We start from the raw sequence: 18,794 nt of genomic DNA on the forward strand, positions 1-18,794 counted from the left end.
CTGTAGTTTTCACCCGCTTTTCAGCTCCGCATCGCGCGGTTTTAATTAGCGGTGCTCACAGATAAATATGGGCTTCAAACTTTACTTGCCCACTTTTAGTTCCTTGCCCTGGGCCGATAATTTTCGGCAAGGTTCTTGTTCTTAAACCATTACACTTAACTGGATTTTTTCATGAACCACCCTCGCTTCTTCCGCCGCTTCGCAGGCTTGGTGCTTGCCGGGTGGCTCCTACTTACCGGCTCGCTGCAAGCGCAATCCACTACCGGGCAGCGCGACGTTCTGCGCGAAATCACGGATGTAGTGGGCCTCAAGCCCCGCTTTGAGCTGCGGGCAACTACCGAAGTACAAAACGCCGCCGCCGTAGTATATGGTGGCAAACGCTACCTCCTATATAACCCGCAGTTTGTGGCCGCCGTGAACCGCGCTGGTCGCACTGACTGGGCTGGCATCAGCATTCTGGCCCACGAAATGGGTCACCACCTCAACGGGCACACCCTGCGTGCTGGCGGCTCCAACCCCGCCGACGAGCTGGAAGCCGACGAGTTTTCGGGCTTTGTTCTGCGCAAGATGGGCGCTAGCTTAGCGCAGGCCCAGGCCGGTATGGCCGTTGTTTCCGACGATGAGGCGTCGCCTACCCACCCGGGCCGCCGCACCCGCCTCACCTCCATTGGGGAAGGCTGGCAGCGAGCCAACCAGCAGATTGTAGCCAGCACCCGCGTGGCCGCTCCTTCCGCTGCGCCCGCCGTACTAGCCGACCGCGCTACGGCCCCGGTGCGCACGGTAGCCACCGCGGCTAGTCCGGTGAGCGTGCTGGGCAAAATTACCTTCCGCGACAATCCCGACCAGTTCTTCTACCTCACCAACCGCCTGAGCGTGGTCCGCGTAGACCCCGATGACCGTACGGCGCAGGTAGTGGGCCGCCTAACCCGCTCGGAAAGCACCAACTACCCCTACGTGCTAGTTGATGGGCAGCAGCGCCGACTTTACATCAGCCGCAGCGGCGGTATTTTTGATACCACCGGCCGGCAGGTAGCCATGCTCTCCGATCCTTCGTAACGCACTTGTGCACGCACGCTTGTGATAAAAGCAAAGGCCAGCTTCCGCGGAAGCTGGCCTTTGCTTTTGTTGCTCCTACTATAGGAGTACTGAACAGTGCTCCAGCGTACATAGAGCGCCTACCTATCGTAACAGCAGGAACTGCGCTGTGCTCAGGTACGCTGGTAACTAGGCCAGGCTTTGCGCGTGTCGGCTACCTTTGGCCTCACACCTACTCTTTTGCAATGCCTTCCTATCCTTTTCTGCTGGTAGACGCCTTCACCCAAACGGCCCTGGGCGGCAACCCCTGTGCCGTCGTGCTTGATGCCGATGATTTGACCGATCAGCAGATGCAGCGCTTGGCCCAGGAGTTTAATCAGTCCGAAACGGCCTTTGTGCGCTCCTCACGCGTGGCGGCTTTTGGCGTCCGCTACTTTACTCCCAGTGAGGAAATTCCTCTGGCTGGCCACCCCACTATTGCTACTATCACGGCGCTGCTGCACACGGGGCGGCTAGCGCGACCTACTACCGAGCCACTGGCTCTGGAGTTGGAACTGCTGCACGGCCCCATTGCCATTTCGGTGCTGCCTCCCGCGGCTTCTGCTGCGCCGGCCCAGGTACTCATGACCCAGCGCCGGCCCGTCTTTGGGCAGGTGCATGAGCCAGCTCAGGTGCTGGCTCTTTTTGGCCTTGAGCCCGAGGACTTAGTGCCGGGCTCGGTTATTCAAACGGTGAGTACGGGCACGCCCCAGCTGATGGTGTTCTTGCGCGATGCCGCTACCCTCCGGCGGGCGCACTTACCCAACCCCGCTGCCCTGGAAGCATACCGCCGCCGCACTGATTTCTTCAGTTCCCACCTGTTTTGTCTGGAAGGTGCTACCCCCGCTGGCACCACCTTCGCCCGTCACCTCTGCACCCCTCCCGATGTGCTGGAAGACCCCGTTACGGGCTCCGCTACCGGCGGCATGGCGGCCTACCTCTGGCACTACGGCTACCTGGCCTCCCCCGATTTTATAGCCGAGCAGGGGCATTGGCTGGGCCGACCGGGCACGGTGCAGGTACGCGTGCTGGGACCCCGTCAAGCCATTGACGCCGTGCAGATTGGCGGCACCGGCGTAGTTGTAGTAGAAGGCCAACTGCAACTCTGAAAGCAATGAAACGGCCAAGGGCCCGTTAGAGCTTAGCCGCTGGGTTGGGAACGAAGGCTAGTGTGGAGCTTGTTTTCTACTAGTTGCCGCCACTTTAAGGCCGCAGCCCTTCTTTCCTGAACCCTACCCTGACCCTACAGCCAGATGCCCGAATTACCAGAGGTTGAAACGTACCGCCGTTTTCTGGAAGAGATGATGCTGCAGCAGCCCATTGTGGCCGTTGAAGTGCAAGACCCGCACGTACTGGCAGTTGACGAAGACACGTTGCGCCAGGCGCTGGTGGGCCGTACGGTTAGTGGTACGAGTCGACTCGGCAAAAACTGTTTTCTGCTGCTAGACAGCGGCCCGGCCCTGGTGCTACACTTCGGCATGACTGGCGACGTGGGTGCCTACCGCGACGAAACCGACGCGCCCCGCTTCACCCGCGTCGCCTTCCACTTAGCTTCCGGCCTGCGGGTTGCTTTCATTGACCCGCGTAAGTTTGGACGCATCCGGCTGGCAGAGAGCGTGGCTCATTACCAGCAGGCCAAAAAGCTGGGGCCCGATGCCCTTGCTATTACCGTGGAGGAATTGGAGCACAAGCTGCAGCGCCGCAAAACCATCCTAAAACCGCTGCTGCTAGACCAAAGCATCACGGCCGGCCTTGGCAATTGGATTGTAGATGAAGTGCTGTTTCAGGCCCGGATTCATCCCGAGCGTACGGCCTACACGCTGTCGACTGCAGAATTTAAAGATCTGCACCAAGCCATTCAGCTGGTATTACGCACCGCAATCGGGCACGAGGCTACCTACCGGGATTTTCCGGCTGGTTTTCTCATCCATGCCCGGGAATGGGATGATTCCGCGACGCCAGGTACCGACAAGCACTTGTACTGCCCTCGTCACCCCGAGACTAAAATAGAAAAATTTTATGTTAGTGGGCGAGCTACGTACGTATGCCCACAGTGCCAGCCGGCGACTAGTTAACCCATAAAATACTATTGCACCTATATATTAGCCAGCTACTACCCAGCTGGCTATTTTCATTTTTAAAGGATAATGATATGAACCTGCTAATAAAATGCACTATATATTGTACCAGATGAGGAGAACGTGGTACAAATCTGCCAAAATAGATAACTACCTGAACCAGCATTAATTATAATTACTTAGCTTTGCATCAACGGTATCCACCAGGGAGCCGAGTAGTAGAGAAGTTGGACGTAAAAAGTCAGGCATATGTCGCAGATATACTACGCCTCGAAGCGTGTTGTTGCACAATCACCAAAACCCGTTTTCATGAAGAAACTGCCCGTGTTCCTGAGCCTGCTGGCTAGCACCCTCGTGTTTGCCTCCTGTGAGAAAGAGATTGAGGAGATTAAAGACCCCGCCCAGGAAGTGGCAGACGCCGCTACTACCGTCCAATCGAAACCGGCACTGTTGGCCGCTGGTCCCTGGCACCTAACCAGCCTGACGCTGGCTACGGTCGCTCCGGGTGCTACAGCTGCCCCCGCCGTGGACATTTTCCCCCGCATGAAACCCGCCCAGCGCGACAATCTGCACAGCTTTGCTACCAGCGGCGCTTACACCCTGGATGAGGCAGCCGTAAAAGCCTACCCCGAGGCTCCTCAGCAAAGCACCGGCACCTGGAAACTGACCGGCGATTCGCTGACTATTTCCCAGCCTGACGTGACCCGTCACTTCGCCGTGGAGGAACTCACCAGCACCACCCTCCGCATCAAGCTGACTCAAACCAGCGAGCAGGGAACCAACACCTACACCTCCGTATTCGCACGCTAAGCGCAGCGCTTTACTACAGCCCGCACCAAGCAAAAGCGCCCGGTCATGATGACCGGGCGCTTTTGCTTGGTGCGGGCTTAAGCTCTTTTCAATGGCGAATAGTACGGCTCCCTCGTGAGGGCTAGAAGAAGCGTAAGGGGGCTTACCGTTCGTTGTTTTGCTTTTCGGCTTTGCGGGTGAGGGTAGTAAGCCAGGAGCGGCTCAGTTCCGACTCACTTTCGTAACCCCGGCGCCGCTCGTCGCCGAGGGGGCCGCCGGACTTGGGCAAGCTGCGGTTCACCCAGCTTAGCACATCGGCAGTAGTACCCGGAAACAGGCCGTGCAGGGTAGAAAGCACTTTGGCCGGCACGCTCAGGATTACCTCGGCGTCGCCGCGGCGGCAGGCATTCCAGATTTGCCGTCCGGCCGCATCCGCATTCATTGAGAGCATGGGCAGGGAGTCGGCAATGATGAAAGCGGCGTACTCCTTTTTATGCTGGCCCTTCACGATGGCGTGGCGGGCGCTGCCGGTGCGCAGCAACCCGGGACACACGGTCGTGACCTGAACGCCATATTGCAGCAACTCAGCACGGTAGCTTTCCGAAAGACCCACCAAGGCAAACTTGCTGGCGCAGTAGGGCGCCAGATGCGGCACTGGTACTTTACCGCCTACGGAGGCTATGTTCACAATGCGTCCCTCGCCGCGGCGGCGCATGCTGGGTAGCACGGCCTGCATGGCGTGGAGCGGGGCCCAGAAGTGGGTGTCCATGGAATCTTGGTAGTCGCGCAGCTCAATGTTATCGAGGGGGCCAGCCGTGATGATGCCGGCGTTATTGACCAGCACATCAATAGGGCCGAGTTGGTGCTGCACCTCCGCCACCAGGGTCTGCACTTCCTCGGCGTTGGTGAGGTCCCGGACCAGGGCCAGCACTTCGGCTCCGCTCTGGGTTAGCTCCTGGCGGGCGCGCTCCAGTTCCTCGGCGTCGCGGGCACAGATGGCTACTTTGGCGCCTTCGGCCACGGCTTGGCGGGCCAGAATCAGGCCTAGCCCGCGCGAGCCGCCGGTAATAAGCACCACCCGACCAGCCAGCTCGTAGCTGCCCCGACGATTGGAGTAAAGGGTAGCGGCCAGTAGGCCCACAGCGCCAGCCGCGGCGGCCAGCAGAGTATTTCGGGTATCAGGTTTCATAGGCTTGGGCAAAGTGGTGCCGCCGGGCAGCAGCATAATCTGTGTATGGAAACCCCGGGGAAAGGTTGCGCGCCGGCCCGTCCAGATTTTGTTCTTGCCGTGGAATACAACCAGCCGTTTGTGCGTTGTGAGTGGCAGATTACACTTCTGGCATCATCTTTACAGGTGGAAAGCGCAGGTAGCAGTTCTCGTCTGTTTCGCTGCCCCGACTTTTCGCTACTTCCCCGCATGAAAACTACCCTGCTCGCTTCGCTGCTGCTGTTCAGCGCCCCCGCTACCCTGCTGGCCCAAACCGCCACCAAGCCCAAACCGAAACCCGCAGCTTCGGCCGCTACCCAGCCCGCCGCGCCCAACCCGGCCCAAGTGGAGGCCCGCGCCAATGCTCTCACCGACAACATGCAGAAGGCTCTGGCCTTGACCCCGCAGCAGGTAGAGAAGGTGCGGCAGATCAACCTAATCAGCGTACGAGGCGTGGAATCCGCCCGCCAGAAGTACGGCCGCGACGTGCGCAAAATGGCCGGCGTAGTTGACGATATTGGCCAGGCCCGCCTAGCCATGCTCAAGGAGACACTTTCTCCCCAGCAGTTCGACAAATACCAGCGCAAGCGCGAGGAGAAAATGGGAGTTCCCAGCAGCCAGGGCGTCCAGGGCAACGCTGCCCCCGGCCTCCCCAGCCGCTACGAGGAGTAACCGGAAAATGAGTACCTGAGTGAAGTACTGTCATGGCGAGGGCACTGAAGCTATCCGTCCTGACTGCGTGCTACTCTTCTAAAATGTGACAAGCCCATACCGCCGCGCTGGCAGTAAGGGCTTGTCAGTTTATTCGCCTTGTCGCAGAAGAGAAAACAGACGGCGCCACCTACTCGCCATGACAGTACTTCACTCAGGTGCTCAGGTGCTCATTCCCTGTTTCACCACAAGCTCACTTCGAACACTTGTAGGCTGAGCTTGAGGATGAAGGCACTGACTACTACCAGGAATAAAATACGGACAAAGCCGGTGCCGTGGCGCAGGGCCAGGTGGGCGCCCAGGGTGGAGCCGATGATGTTGCTAATGGCCATGGGCACGGCCACGGCCCACAGAATCTGGCCGGTGTAGGCGAAGTAGGCCAGAGCCGCCAGGTTGGTAGCCACGTTGACCAGCTTGGCCGAAGCAGAGGCCGTAATGAAGTCGTAGCCAAACAGGCCCACGAAGGCAAACAACAGGAAAGAGCCGGTGCCGGGACCAAAAAACCCATCATAGAATCCGATAACCAGGCCAATCAGCGCCCCGTAGAGCGGCTCCCGATTTTCGGGCAGGCGTGGGGCGTGAATCGAGCCGAAATCTTTGCGCCAGAAGGTGTAAATGGCAATAACCACCAGCAGGCCCAGCACCAACGGAGGCAGTAGCTCCTGGGGCAACATGCTCACCACCCGCGCCCCCAGAAACGAGAAGATGCCCGCTACACCAGCCGCCACGCCCACCGCCCGCCACCGGATGGGTACCTGCCCGGCGTAGCGCCGCAGGGCCGCTGCCGTGCCCATAAGGGAGGAAACTTTGCCCGTCCCGAAAATGGTAGGCACCGGCGTGCCTTTGAGCAATACCAGCATGGCGGGCAGCTGAATCAGGCCGCCGCCACCCACAACGGCGTCAACCAATCCAGCCAAAAAGGCAAACGTGCACAGCAGAGCGAGGGTAAGCGTAGGTATCATGTGGCCGCGAAGGTACAGCCCGGTACACCGAAGTTGCTAGCGTTGCAGGGTACTGTTTCCGGGGCCTCGCGGGAAGCCGAATAACGGTAGTGCCGCTGTGCTATGCTGGTTAACTAAGAGGCCCTGAAAACCTGTGCCGAAGCATCTTCGGGCGGCGGGGGCCGTAGAGGCAGGTTCATTCCTTCGCCTCCATGACCGAAAACCTGACCCACCGGCAGAAGATGCTCACGTTTGCGGGCGTACTGCTGGCCATGTTCCTGGGCTCCCTCGACCAAACCATTGTCAGCACGGCCCTGCCCCGCATTGCGGCCGATTTGCACGGGCTGGACCGCTTTACTTGGGTGGCTACCGCGTACCTGGTGGCCAGCACGGCGCTGGTGCCCCTCTACGGCAAGCTAGCCGACACCTACTCGCGGCGCAAAATTGAAATTGGGGCCGTGAGCATATTTCTGGTGGGTTCCATGCTGTGCGGTCTGGCTGGGGAATTTGGTCCCCTACCCCTGCTCGGTGATGGGATGAACCAGCTCGTGGTTTTTCGGGCCGTGCAGGGCTTTGGGGGTGCGGGGCTGTTTGCCATGGCTTTCATCATTATTGCCGACCTGTTTCCGCCCGCCGAGCGGGGCCGCTACCAGGGCTATACGGGGGCCGTGTTTGGCACTTCCTCGGTGCTGGGGCCTTTCCTGGGCGGCTTCCTGACCGACCAGGGCTCCGACCTGATTCCGGGGGTAGCGGGCTGGCGGCTGGTGTTCTACGTGAATCTGCCGCTGGGTTTGCTGGCCCTTTGGTTTATCCTGACCCAGATGCCCGCCCTCCGCCCCGCCGGCAAACCCAGGCCCATTGACTACTTGGCCGCCCTGCTCCTGCTAACCGGGCTGGTGCCGCTGGTAGTAGCCTTGCAACTCAACCGGGCGGAGTACGGCTGGACATCCCCGGTTACGCTCGGGCTTTTTGCGGTGGCAGTGGCCTCTCTGACTCTGTTTGTGAGGCGCAGCCTGCGGCACGACAACCCAATTCTGGACTTCGGGCTGTTTCGTAACCACGTTTTCCGGACGGCCAACGCGGCCTTGTTTCTGCTAGGCGGCGCGTTTCTGGGCATCATCATTTTCGAGCCCTTGTTTATGGTGAACGTGCTGGGTGTGTCGGCTACCCGGGCGGGCGTTAGCCTGATTCCGCTGTCGATGGGAGTGGTGCTGGGCTCCTTGCTGGCCGGGCAGATGGTCTCTCGCTTCGGCCACTACAAGCGCTGGATGCTGGGGGGCTTGGTAGTGCTGCTCGGGGGGTTGTCCTTGTTGGCCACCATGCCCGTCACGGTCAGCTACCGGCAGGTGCTGGGCTACCTGTTGCTGTGTGGCATCGGGCTGGGGCCTACCATGCCCCTGTACACACTAGCCATTCAGAACGCCATTGAGCCCCAGCTGATGGGCCAGGCCACGTCGGCCAGCCAGTTTTTTCGGCAGATTGGCGGGGCCATTACGGCCTCGGTGCTGGGGGCCATTCTCACCTTTACGCTCACGCATAGCCTGCCCGCTACGGGGGCACCGGCGCCGCCGGTGGTAGCGGTTTCGGAAGGGCCAGTAGTGCCGGGGCCGGGAGCGGCGCAGGTATCACCGGCGCTGAAGGCAGCCTTCTCCCAGGCTATTTCGCGGGTGTACCTGTTCAACATTTTCCTGGTAGCTGGCGGCCTGCTGATGACGTTGTTCGTGCCGGAGCTACCCCTGCGCAAAAGCAACGACAGCGCCCCGCCCGTCCCGGCTGAGTAGCGCCTGCGTTGGCCGGCTCCCCTACCGCCCCTACCCCAGCGGTGGCTATCCATTAGCATATAACTTGGCTTCGGCACAAGAAGAGAGGTGCTGCGCAAACTTCTGGGGTGGCGCGGCGGTTATTCGGGTTGATCATTGTTCTGCCATGGAAACGCCTTTCTCCCTTCACCTGAGCGTGCTGGACCAGTCGCCGGTGCCGGTGGGCCGCACCCCGCGCGAGGCCCTGCACCATACCCTGGAGCTGGCTCGCCTCACCGACCGGCTCGGCTTCCGCCGCTTCTGGGTGTCGGAGCACCACAACACCAACACCCTGGCCGGCTCGGCCCCGGAGGTGCTGCTGGCCCGGCTGGGGGCCGAAACCTCCCGCATCCGCCTGGGCTCGGGCGGGGTGATGCTACCCCACTACTCTTCCCTGAAAGTAGCCGAGAACTTCCGCCTGCTCGAAACCCTGTACCCCGGCCGCATTGACCTGGGCATCGGCCGCGCCCCCGGCTCCGACCGGATTACGGCCCACGCCCTCAACCCCCACAACACCTTCAGCGACGAGGATTTCGCCGAGCAGCTCATGGATTTGCGTGCCTACCTGCGCGACGAGGTAGTGCCCGACACCATACATGCTCGGGTGAAAGCCTCACCTTTTACGGACACTATCCCGGAACTGTGGCTGCTGAGCTCCAGCGGGCAAAGCGGCCTGTTCGCGGCCGAAGCGGGTGCGGCCTTCTCGTTTGCCCACTTCATCAATCCCAACAGCGGCCCCAAGCTCATGAAGCTGTATCGGGACCGGTTTAAGCCTTCCCCGGAGTTGGCTGCGCCCCAGGCCAACGTGGCCATTTTCGTGGTGTGCGCCGATACCGCCGGCCATGCCCAGGCCCTGGCCGACAACCTGGCCCTGCAAATGCTCAAGCTCGAAACTGGCCAATATTCCCCCATCGATGCCGTCGAGAAAGCCAACGTGGCGGGCCTGTCGGCTGATTTGCGCCACCGCCTGGCCTACCATCACCAGCGCATTATTAGCGGCACCCCCGATAAGGTGAAAGCCGACTTGCAGGAACTGGCCGCCGCTTACCAGGTCGATGAAGTCGTGGCCGTCACCATCACCCATGATTTCGACGACCGGCTCCGCTCCTACGAATTGCTGGCCTATGCTTTCGCCTTGCCTGCTACGGGTGCTACCGCCCACACCCAGGCCGCTGTGTTGCACTGAGAAGTGAGGTGAATCAGCCAATAACCCAGTAGAATAAGATAGAGGCGCAATACTTGGAGACTCGTCATTGAACGACTAAATCAAAACGATGTGGTTATTACAATGTCCGCAACGACGAGACGCAAAATATGCACCTCCACAATGCGTAAAACATTAGCGGCTGACTTAGAGCATATTTGAATGAATCTAGAACGTCATGCAGAGGCGCAGCCGAAGCATCTGGCGTGCAGTCGGCTGGTTTATTACCCCAACGTCAGCCCGCCAGATGCTTCGGCTGCGCCTCTGCATGACGCACGACTTAAGCTAACTGATAACAGTTGCTACTCACACCTACCTAACAACTAAAAAAGCCCGGCCTATGGTCGGGCTTTTTTAGTTATCCATCCTGGACTTGGGCTAGCTGACAACAGGCAACCTTATTGATATTCAAGGACATTCTTGTAAGTATAGAATTTTTCTAAAGAACTGTTTTGAATCTATCTAAATAGACCTGAGCTTTGCATTGTTTTAAATCAGTCTAAACAAGCTGCCCGCCGTTGGCTGCCTTCCATATGTCCCGACCTCTCCCTCTGCTCCTGCTTCTTTCTCTGCCGCTGTCTGGTGTTGCCGCCCCCCTACTGAACGGTCCGGATGCTCCGGTTGCTTCTGTAAAGCACGGTGAGGACGATACAGCGCAGCGGGGCCGCTTGGCGGGGGTAGTGAAGGACGAGAAAGGGCAGCCCGTAGAAGGCGTGACGGTGGCCCTGAAAGGCACCTCTTTTGGCACGACCACCGGCACCGATGGCAGCTACCGCCTCTCGGCCCCAGCTGGCTCCTACCAGCTAGTAGTAAGCAGCCTGGGGTACACCTCCCAGGAGCTGACGGTTACCATTACGGCTGGCGAAACCAACACGCTGCCGGCCTTTTCCCTGGCTCAGAGCAACCAGCAGCTGAGCGAAGTAACCGTAACCGGCAACCGCAGCCTGAATGAGCGCCCCACCAGCATCAGCAAGCTGCCGGTAGCCTCCCTAGACCTGCCCCAGAGCGCCGTAACCGTGGAACGCCAGGTGCTGGAGCAGCAGCAGGTGCTGCGCCTCTCCGACGCACTGGTCAACGTGAGCGGCCTCTACGTAACCAGCACCACCGGCGGTACCCAAGAAGAACTGGGTAGCCGCGGCTTTGCCTACGGTTCCAACAACACCTTTAAGAACGGGGTGCGCTTTAATAACGGGGTGATGCCCGAGGCTAGCTCCCTGGAGCGCATGGAAGTGCTGAAGGGCAGCGCCGCCATCCTGTACGGCAACGTGGCCGCGGGTGGGGTGCTGAACCTGGTAACCAAGAAGCCCCAGTTCGAGCGCGGCGGCTCGGTAGGTCTGCGCGTGGGCAGCTTCGGGTTCTGGAAGCCGCTGGTAGATGTGTACGGGGCCGTGGGCAAGAGCGAGAAAGTGGCCTTCCGCCTCAACGGGACCTACGAGCAGGGCAACAGCTACCGCGACGAGGTGAAATCAAACCGGGTGTATGTGAACCCCTCCCTGCTGTTTGAGCTGAGCCCCAAGACTACCCTGGTACTGGAGGGCGACTACCTGCGCGACAACCGCACGCCCGACTACGGCGTCGGTGCCATCGACTACAACATTTTGGAGTCGCGCAGCCGCTTTTTGAACACGCCGGGCGCCAAAAACTCGACCCAGCAGACCAGCACCACCGCTACCCTCACCAGCCGCCTGAGCGACAAGTGGCAGATTCGGAGCGTAGCTGGCTTCCAGCGCTACGACAACGAGCTGCGCACTGGTAACCGTCCGGTGGGCATTAATGCGGGCATTATGCCAGAAGTGCGGCGCGGCACTACCGTGGTTGCCAAAGCCCACCCCAAAGCCAGCCTCTACGGCGACTGGCAGCGGACTGTGGCGCGCACGGAAAACACGGAGAACTACTACCTGGCTCAGCTAGATCTGACGGGCCAGTTTCGGACCGGCTTCCTGGGCCATACCGTGCTTATCGGGGCCGACGCCGACCAGTACCAGACCAACACCCTGACTTACGCGGCTCAGCCCTACGACTCCATCAACGTGCTCGACCGGAGTAAGGTGCTGAACCTACCTGCCAACCGCGTTAGCGGCTACAACGACCTCACGCGCAGCGCCCGTACCCTGGGCAACACCCGCCGGGCCGGCTTCTATGTGCAGGACCTGCTCAGCCTCAGCGAGAAAGTGAAAGTGTTGGCCGGTGTGCGCTGGAGCTACCAGGAAACCCCCACTACTACCTACGCCTACGCCAAACCCGACGCAAAGGGTCAGCAGGTAATTACTGCTACTGAGAACCCCACCCGCTACGACGATGCCTTCTCGCCCCGCCTGGGCTTGGTGTATCAGCCCATCAAAACGATGTCGCTGTTTGCCTCTTATGCAAACTCGTTTGTACCGAACACGGGCGTTAATGCCCTGGATGTAAGCGGCAAGCCGCTAGCCCCTTCCATTATAGACCAGTACGAGGTGGGCATCAAGAACGAGCTGTTCAAGGGGGCCCTGTCGGCGAACGTAACGGCTTACCGGATTGTGAATAGCAACTTGGTCCAAACCATCCTGCCTACCGCTGCCAACTTCAACCCCGACCGCCCTACAGCTCAGGAAATGGCCGGGGAGGTAACCAGCAAAGGCGTGGAAGTAGATATCCAGAGCCGGCCGGTGTATGGTTTCTCCTTTATTGCCGGGTATAGCTACAACAACACCGCTTATACCAAGAGCAACATCTATAAGGAAGGCAGCCGCCTGCGCTATAACCCCGCCCACACCGCCAACCTGAGCTTGTTCTACAACTTCAGCAGCGCGTTTGGCAGCAACACGTTCCTGCGCGGCCTGAGTGCCGGCATTACGAGCTACTACGTGGGCGATAAGCTGGCTGGCCGTAACCCACGCGACACTGGCAGCGACGGAAAGCCCCTCAACACGGACTCCAACAAGTTTATTTCCATCCCGAACTATCTGCTGTTCGACGCCTCCCTGGGCTACACCTACAACCGGTTCTCGGTGCGCGTGAAGGTGGCCAACATCCTAGACGAGCTGAGCTACAACCTCCACGACGACAACAGCGTGAACCCCATTGCCCCGCGCAACTTCGCGGCTACTCTCGGCTACCGCCTGTAGCGCGCACAGCAGCCGAAGGCTAGTTCGCTAGCTGGCACAGAAAAGTAAGTGAATGAAAACCCGGGAGGTGCTAGCTGCAACTAGCCACCTTTCGGGTTTTCGCCCGACGTTCCGCCTTGTATTTTAGCCCCATGAAAACCTTCTTCCGCAACATTCACCTCTACCTCAGCCTGGTTTCGGGGCTGATTATTGCCGTGGTCTGCCTGACCGGCGGCATCCTCGTCTTCGAGAAAGAGCTGGAGCAGGCCTGGCACCCGGAGCGCTACTTTGTGGCGCCGGTTGCTACCCCTGCCCTGCCCCTAGAGCGCCTCACGGCCGCCGTAAAAGCCTACAAAGCCGACGCTAAAATCACGGGCATGAAGGTGTACGCTGACCCCGCGCGCACCGTGGAGTTCAACTTGGCCGGCGCGCCCGGTGGCCCTGGCGGTGAGCACAAAGGGGAAGGCAAGGAGCAGAAAGCAGAAGGCCGCCAAGGCCATGAGGGCCGCGCCGAAGCCGGAAAAGGCCCGCAAGCGGCAGGCCAGCGCGCCGAGGGCGGCCGCGGGGAAGACCAGGGCGGCAAAGGCGGCGCGGAAGGCAAAGGTGGCAAAGGCGGAGGCGGCGAAGGTGGCCGCGGCCCGGTGGTGTTCGTGAATCCCTACACGGCTACTGTAACCGGCGAGTTGAATTACCGCGAAACGTTCTTTTTCACGATGATGGCCCTGCACCGCGGTATGGTGGGCGGCCCCATCGGCAAGCTGATTGTGGGCGTGAGCACCGTGATGTTCCTGTTCATCATCCTGACCGGCCTGGTGCTTTGGTGGCCCGCTACCCGCAAGGCTGTAAAGCAGCGCCTGCAAGTGAAATGGACTGGCGGCTGGAAGCGCCTCAACCACGATTTGCACATTGTGCTCGGGTTTTACTCGGCGCTGTTCCTGTTTGTGTTTGCCTTTACGGGGCTGGCCTGGTCATTTGAGTGGTTTAACAAAGGCATCTACGCCGTGACGAACTCGCCCATGCAACGCCCCGAGCCGCCAACTTCGGTAGTGCCGGGTGCTGCTACGGCTACCCCTGCTGTAACCCCAGAAGCTGGCGCCACCCCGGCTCCGGCAGTGCCCGGCCTCACGGCAGATGCGGCCCTAGCCCGGGCTCGGGAGCTGGCTCCTTCATCGGTGTATTACTCGTTGCAACTACCGAAGGACCCTACCGGCAGCATTCGGGTAGCTACGCTGCGGCCTAACGCTACCTACGAAAACGCCACCGACGAAGCCTACCTCGACCAGTACTCGGGCCAGGTGCTAAGCCAGCAGACTTACGAGCAGCGCAACCTGGGGCAGCGCGTTCGGGGCATGTTTAAGCCCGTGCACACGGGTTCTATTTGGGGCTGGCCCTCTAAAATTATCAGCCTGGTGGTGTGCGTGCTGGGCTTCACCTTCCCCATCACGGGCACTATCCTGTGGTTGAACCGCCTGCGCAAACAGCGGCGCAAGCAGGCCAAGCTAGAGTGTGTGGACAGCAAGGATAGTATTTTTACGCCATGCGCCGTCATGAACTAACCGAACGCGAATGGAAAATGGTCGAACCACACGCCCTCGGCCGGCTGGGCACGGGGCGCGACAACCGCTTGTTTGTCAACGCCGTGCTCTACCGGGTGCGCACAGGCGTGGCCTGGCGCGACTTGCCCGAGCGGTTTGGCCCGTGGAATACGGTGGCGCGGCGTTTCCGCCGCTGGGCACAAGCGGGCGTGTGGGAAGCGCTGTTTCAGGCCGTGCAGGAACCGGACTATGCCTGGGTGCTGGTCGACTCGACTACGGCCAAGGCCCACAAAGCGGCGGCCGGGCAAAAAAAAGCACGCCCGCAGCCGAAGCTCTAGGCCGCTCGCGCGGCGGTTTCTGCACCAAAGTGCATGCCGTCGTGGACGCGTTGGGCAACTGCCTGCACGTGGCTCTAACGCCGGGCGAAGCAGCCGACAGCCCGCAATTGCCCGGTTTGCTGGCGGCCTTGTCAGAACAACCCGGCGCAGTAGTCGCCGACAAGGCATATGACACGAACCACGTACTCAGTACGTTGGCCCAAGACGAAGTCGAAGCCGTCATCCCGCCCAAAGCCAACCGCCTCGACCAGCGCGACTACGATGAAAACCTGTATGCCGACCGCAACAAGGTGGAGCGCTTCTTCGGCCGTCTCAAAGAGGCCCGTGGCTTTGCGACCCGATACGAGAAAACTGCTACCTCCTTTTTAGCCGTGGCCCACCTGCTCGCTGCCCTCGATTGGATGCGCTAGCTGTCCACACAGCCTAGTAGCCGCGTAGCGGCCGGCGAATAACCCCGGCGCGTTGCGCGCGTATTTTTAAAAGCGTCGGGCTACTTCAGCCTGACGCTTTTATTTTACCGCTCCATGAGTCAGCCAACTTCCCCTCCTACCCTACCTGCTCCCACTGAAAACCGCTTTGTGGCCCTGCTCCGGCGGGCGGGCCTACTCGATTGGTTTTTGCTGGGCTTGATGGGGGCGGTAGTGCTGGCTTACCTAATTCCGGGGGTAGGTAGCAAGGCTAGCCCCATTCCGTGGAAAGCTATTACCACGGCGGGCGTGGCGCTCATCTTCTTCTTTTACGGCCTGCGCTTGAGCCTAGACAAGCTGAAGGCTGGCCTGCGCAACTGGCGCCTACACGTGGTAGTGCAACTAATTACATTCGTAGCATTTCCGGTGCTGGCCCTGGTGGTGCGGCCGCTGTTTGCGGGGTTAAAGGGTGAGCAGCTCTGGCAAAGCATTTTCTTTCTGTGCACCCTGCCTAGCACGGTTTCCACTTCCGTGGTGATGGTGAGTATTGCGCGGGGCAACCTACCGGCGGCCATCTTCAACGCCAGCATCAGCAGCCTGCTCGGCATCCTGCTTACCCCACTCTGGACCAGCTTGTTCCTGCACACCTCTGCCGATGGCGGCCACCTCTGGGGGCTGGCTACCAGCCTCATATGGCAGGTGATTCTGCCCGTAGTGGCGGGCGTGCTGCTCAACCGCCGCTTCGGCGCGTTTGCCGAACAGCACAAGGGCACCTTACGCATTTCGGATCAAGTAGTAATCCTACTGATTGTATTCACAGCTTTTTGCGAGTCGTTTGCCGAAGGCGTTTTCCGCAGCTTCGCGGCCCGCGACATTGTGCTGCTGGGCTTGGGCATGGTGGGACTGTACCTGGCTATTTTCGGGCTGGTGTGGGGGCTGAGCCGCCTGCTGGGCTTCTCCCGCGAGGACCGGATTACGGCCCTGTTCTGCGGCTCCAAAAAGTCTCTGGTACACGGCAGCGTCATGGCCAGCCTGCTGTTTCCGGCCACTGCCGCCACGGGCCTGCTCCTGCTGCCACTCATGCTCTACCATGCCCTGCAAATCATGCTGGCCAGCATGATGGCCCAGCGCATGGGCCGGGAAGCAGCTGTTTCTGTTGCGGTTTAGCCCTTGATTGGTGCAAAGTGTAGCCTAAAAGAAAAGATTCGACTAGCTAACTTACGCCGATACGTCTTGGAAAAAGAGGTGCAAAGAATTGTCATTCAAGAAAGACCTGACAATTCTCTGCACCTCTGTATGGTACCTTTAAACCAAGTATTCTATTTACCCTATATTATTACTCGGTATGGCACGTTACCTGTTGCTCATTTTCTTACTGCTGACTACGAGCACTTTCGCACAAAACAGCTTTTCTACTCTTGTTACGACAGAGCACGAAGCTGGTCGTTTCAACGGTGCGCTATTGGTTGTAAAAGACGGCCAGATTATCTCCCAGATAAATAAGGGGTATGCAAATTTCCAATTTGCCGTTCCTATCACCAGTACGACCCGGTTTCCCATTGCCTCCATGACCAAGCTTTTTACGGCAATTCTAATCCTTCAACTTGTCGAAAAATCATTGCTGAAGCTGGACGATAAAGCGTCTCTCTACCTTCCTGATCTACCTGCGGCTTGTCAAACCATTACACTCGCTGAGCTATTAACGCATTGCTCTGGCCTACAGAACGAACCCTCGACGCAGGTATATCAAACTAGGTATTCTACTGCGGAGTTTGTGAAGAAATTCATCGTTAAGAACGAAAGCAGAAAAGCGCCGGCTTTCAATTACAACAACCTTGATTACATCCTGCTGACGCGTATTCTGGAGGTTGTGTCAAAGCAATCGTTTCCTAATTTGGTACGTCACAATATTCTTATCCCGCTACGCATGCATGATACTGGGGTAGTGCAGGAGTCGCGGATAATCCCCAACCTAGCGTATGGATACCATAACTATACGTTTGGAGCTGGTAGCAGCAAGGATACTCTGCGCAACGATGCCCCTAAATACCTATCGAACTATGCTGGGGCCGGGGCAATGTACTCTACCGTTACCGACCTCTACAAGCTGCTGCTAGCTCTGCAAACCAATACTCTATTGACAGCCAAAACTACCGCAAAGCTACTGCTCAAGCCTCAACAGGCCGTTTTCGTAGACCAAGCCCGCGGCTACCCTACCGCGGGATTTTATTACAACGACCAAACCTTTACGAAACCCGTTCTGGAACGCCGAGGCAGTATTGATGGATTCAATTCTGTTTTGCTGACAGACCCAGCATTCCGCAAGGCAGTACTTATTTTGAGCAATACCGACACAGGAGATTTAGAACAACTAGCCGATAAACTTTACACCGAAATCCACTGACCCCGGCCACCTGCAGCCACTGAATAGCTTACAGCCGCCAAGCTCGTCCGTGGGCACTAGGCTTGGCAGTTGACAAAACACCAAAGTGCTTAAGCCGTTTGCAGCTTCCGGGGTTTCTTGGCCTTGTTGCGGCGGCCCCACCAGATGATGGTGCCCGTGACGGGTAGGCTGGCCGAAATCAGACTGGCCAGGAAGGCCACGATTTTACCACCCAAACCCAGAATCTGGCCGGTATGGATGTCGTAGTTCATGTCGGTGAGTTGGGTGCCGGCGCTTTTGGTAGCGTGAAAGCTGGCCTGCAACTCCTGGCCCGACACGGGGTGAAAGGCGTAGTCGTCGCGGTTATAGTAATGCAGCGCCTTGCGGTAGGCCCAGCAGTAGGCGGGCTCTTTGCCATTACCCGCGGGCCCCAGCAGAATCATTTCCGCCTGGGGTGAGCGGCGGCGCACCGCTTGGTACACCACGTCGGAGAGCGGCGCTGGGGCAGCGGCTACGGGGCGCAGGGTATCTACTTTGGCCGTTATTAGGTCCTGGGGGTAGGTTCGTCCGCCGTTGGTTACGTACGCAATGGCGGTGAGCACCGAGGGGAAAATCATGAACAAGCCCGTCAGGGCCAGCACCAGCCCGATGCTGGCGGCGTAGAAGCCCAGCACGTTGTGCAAATCGTAGTTGATGCGGCGCCAGCGGGCACCCCACTTAATGGTAAAGCGCTGCTTGCGCTCTTGCCGGCGCTTGGGCCACCACAGCACCAGGCCGGTCAGCAGCATTACCACAAAAATCAGCACCGCGCCGCCTACCACCCATTTCGCTACCGCCTCCGGCAGCAGCAAGGTCATGTGAATTTCCTGCACAATGCTGAAAAAGTAGGTGCGCAGGTTCTGCTCGCGCAAGACCTGGCCGGTGTACGGATTCAGGTAGACCTGAATGGGGTTGCCGGCTTTGTCGGTGAAAAAGACCGTGGCCGAGCGCTCGGCGCCGAAGTAGGTCACCCACGTGGTAGAGGCCGCAATGCCCGGGTGCGAAGCCAGCGCGGCGGCCTGGAGCCGGGAAGGCAACACCGGCGCCGTGGCCTGTACCGGCACCTTGCGCCACGGCTCCGTAAGGTCCCGAATTTCGTCTTGAAAGACGAAAATGGCCCCGGTCAGGCTTACAATAAAGACCACTAGCCCGGACGTGAGTCCGAGCCAGAGGTGTAGCTTGCCGACAAGCTTTTTAGCCTTCATG

At 59.3% G+C, this 18,794-nt stretch carries 14 protein-coding genes and 1 pseudogene; 12 read left to right on the top strand and 3 right to left on the bottom strand.

Annotated features, from left to right (window positions below; all coding sequences use genetic code 11):
* Positions 1 to 171: 171 nt before the first annotated feature.
* The 4 genes from MWH26_RS10050 (at position 172) to MWH26_RS10065 (ending at position 3,962) form a co-directional block, all read left to right on the top strand.
* Entirely contained in the window at positions 172 to 1,056 is an 885-nt protein-coding gene (locus tag MWH26_RS10050) for a M48 family metalloprotease (protein ID WP_244696485.1), read from the top strand.
* 224 nt (positions 1,057 to 1,280) lie between these two features.
* Entirely contained in the window at positions 1,281 to 2,183 is a 903-nt protein-coding gene (locus MWH26_RS10055; protein WP_247974164.1) for a PhzF family protein, read from the top strand.
* 144 nt (positions 2,184 to 2,327) lie between these two features.
* Positions 2,328 to 3,149 (top strand): DNA-formamidopyrimidine glycosylase, encoded by an 822-nt coding sequence (gene mutM / locus MWH26_RS10060; RefSeq protein WP_247974165.1) that lies wholly within the window; start codon positions 2,328 to 2,330, stop codon positions 3,147 to 3,149.
* 312 nt (positions 3,150 to 3,461) lie between these two features.
* Positions 3,462 to 3,962, top strand: coding sequence for a DUF5004 domain-containing protein (locus tag MWH26_RS10065; protein WP_244696487.1), 501 nt, complete (start codon positions 3,462 to 3,464; stop codon positions 3,960 to 3,962).
* A 142-nt stretch (positions 3,963 to 4,104) separates the two neighbouring features.
* On the opposite strand, the gene MWH26_RS10070 is transcribed toward MWH26_RS10065, so the two are convergent.
* Complete coding sequence (locus MWH26_RS10070) at positions 4,105 to 5,130, bottom strand: SDR family NAD(P)-dependent oxidoreductase (protein ID WP_247974166.1); 1,026 nt, start codon at positions 5,128 to 5,130, stop codon at positions 4,105 to 4,107.
* 228 nt (positions 5,131 to 5,358) lie between these two features.
* Between MWH26_RS10070 and MWH26_RS10075 the strand changes: the two genes are divergently transcribed.
* Entirely contained in the window at positions 5,359 to 5,820 is a 462-nt protein-coding gene (locus tag MWH26_RS10075) for a hypothetical protein (RefSeq protein WP_247974167.1), read from the top strand.
* A 221-nt stretch (positions 5,821 to 6,041) separates the two neighbouring features.
* Here the strand turns inward: MWH26_RS10075 and MWH26_RS10080 are convergent, their stop codons facing one another.
* Positions 6,042 to 6,821: a sulfite exporter TauE/SafE family protein gene (locus tag MWH26_RS10080; RefSeq protein WP_244696491.1), complete on the bottom strand. Its 780-nt coding sequence runs from the start codon at positions 6,819 to 6,821 to the stop codon at positions 6,042 to 6,044.
* Positions 6,822 to 7,012: 191 nt separating this feature from the next.
* Between MWH26_RS10080 and MWH26_RS10085 the strand changes: the two genes are divergently transcribed.
* The 7 genes and pseudogenes from MWH26_RS10085 (at position 7,013) to MWH26_RS10115 (ending at position 17,570) form a co-directional block, all read left to right on the top strand.
* A complete protein-coding gene (locus tag MWH26_RS10085) occupies positions 7,013 to 8,581 on the top strand; it encodes an MDR family MFS transporter (RefSeq protein ID WP_247974168.1) in 1,569 nt (522 codons plus the stop codon).
* A 145-nt stretch (positions 8,582 to 8,726) separates the two neighbouring features.
* The gene (locus MWH26_RS10090) at positions 8,727 to 9,785 is read left to right on the top strand and encodes an LLM class flavin-dependent oxidoreductase (protein WP_247974169.1); all 1,059 of its coding nucleotides are present in this window, start codon (positions 8,727 to 8,729) and stop codon (positions 9,783 to 9,785) included.
* A 551-nt stretch (positions 9,786 to 10,336) separates the two neighbouring features.
* Positions 10,337 to 12,907 carry a TonB-dependent receptor gene (locus tag MWH26_RS10095; RefSeq protein WP_247974170.1) on the top strand — a complete coding sequence of 857 codons (2,571 nt, stop codon included), beginning with the start codon at positions 10,337 to 10,339 and terminating at the stop codon, positions 12,905 to 12,907.
* A 131-nt stretch (positions 12,908 to 13,038) separates the two neighbouring features.
* Positions 13,039 to 14,442, top strand: coding sequence for a PepSY-associated TM helix domain-containing protein (locus MWH26_RS10100; protein WP_247974171.1), 1,404 nt, complete (start codon positions 13,039 to 13,041; stop codon positions 14,440 to 14,442).
* Positions 14,443 to 14,459: 17 nt separating this feature from the next.
* Positions 14,460 to 15,169: pseudogene (locus MWH26_RS10105) on the top strand (IS5 family transposase).
* Positions 15,170 to 15,283: 114 nt separating this feature from the next.
* Positions 15,284 to 16,333: a bile acid:sodium symporter family protein gene (locus MWH26_RS10110; RefSeq protein WP_247974173.1), complete on the top strand. Its 1,050-nt coding sequence runs from the start codon at positions 15,284 to 15,286 to the stop codon at positions 16,331 to 16,333.
* Between the two features lie 178 nt (positions 16,334 to 16,511).
* Complete coding sequence (locus MWH26_RS10115) at positions 16,512 to 17,570, top strand: serine hydrolase domain-containing protein (protein WP_247974174.1); 1,059 nt, start codon at positions 16,512 to 16,514, stop codon at positions 17,568 to 17,570.
* Positions 17,571 to 17,659: 89 nt separating this feature from the next.
* Here MWH26_RS10115 and MWH26_RS10120 read toward each other — a convergent pair whose 3' ends face one another.
* Positions 17,660 to 18,793: a PepSY-associated TM helix domain-containing protein gene (locus MWH26_RS10120; RefSeq protein ID WP_247974175.1), complete on the bottom strand. Its 1,134-nt coding sequence runs from the start codon at positions 18,791 to 18,793 to the stop codon at positions 17,660 to 17,662.
* Position 18,794: the final 1 nt, after the last annotated feature.

Source organism: Hymenobacter sublimis, assembly GCF_023101345.1.
Lineage (GTDB): Bacteria > Bacteroidota > Bacteroidia > Cytophagales > Hymenobacteraceae > Hymenobacter > Hymenobacter sublimis.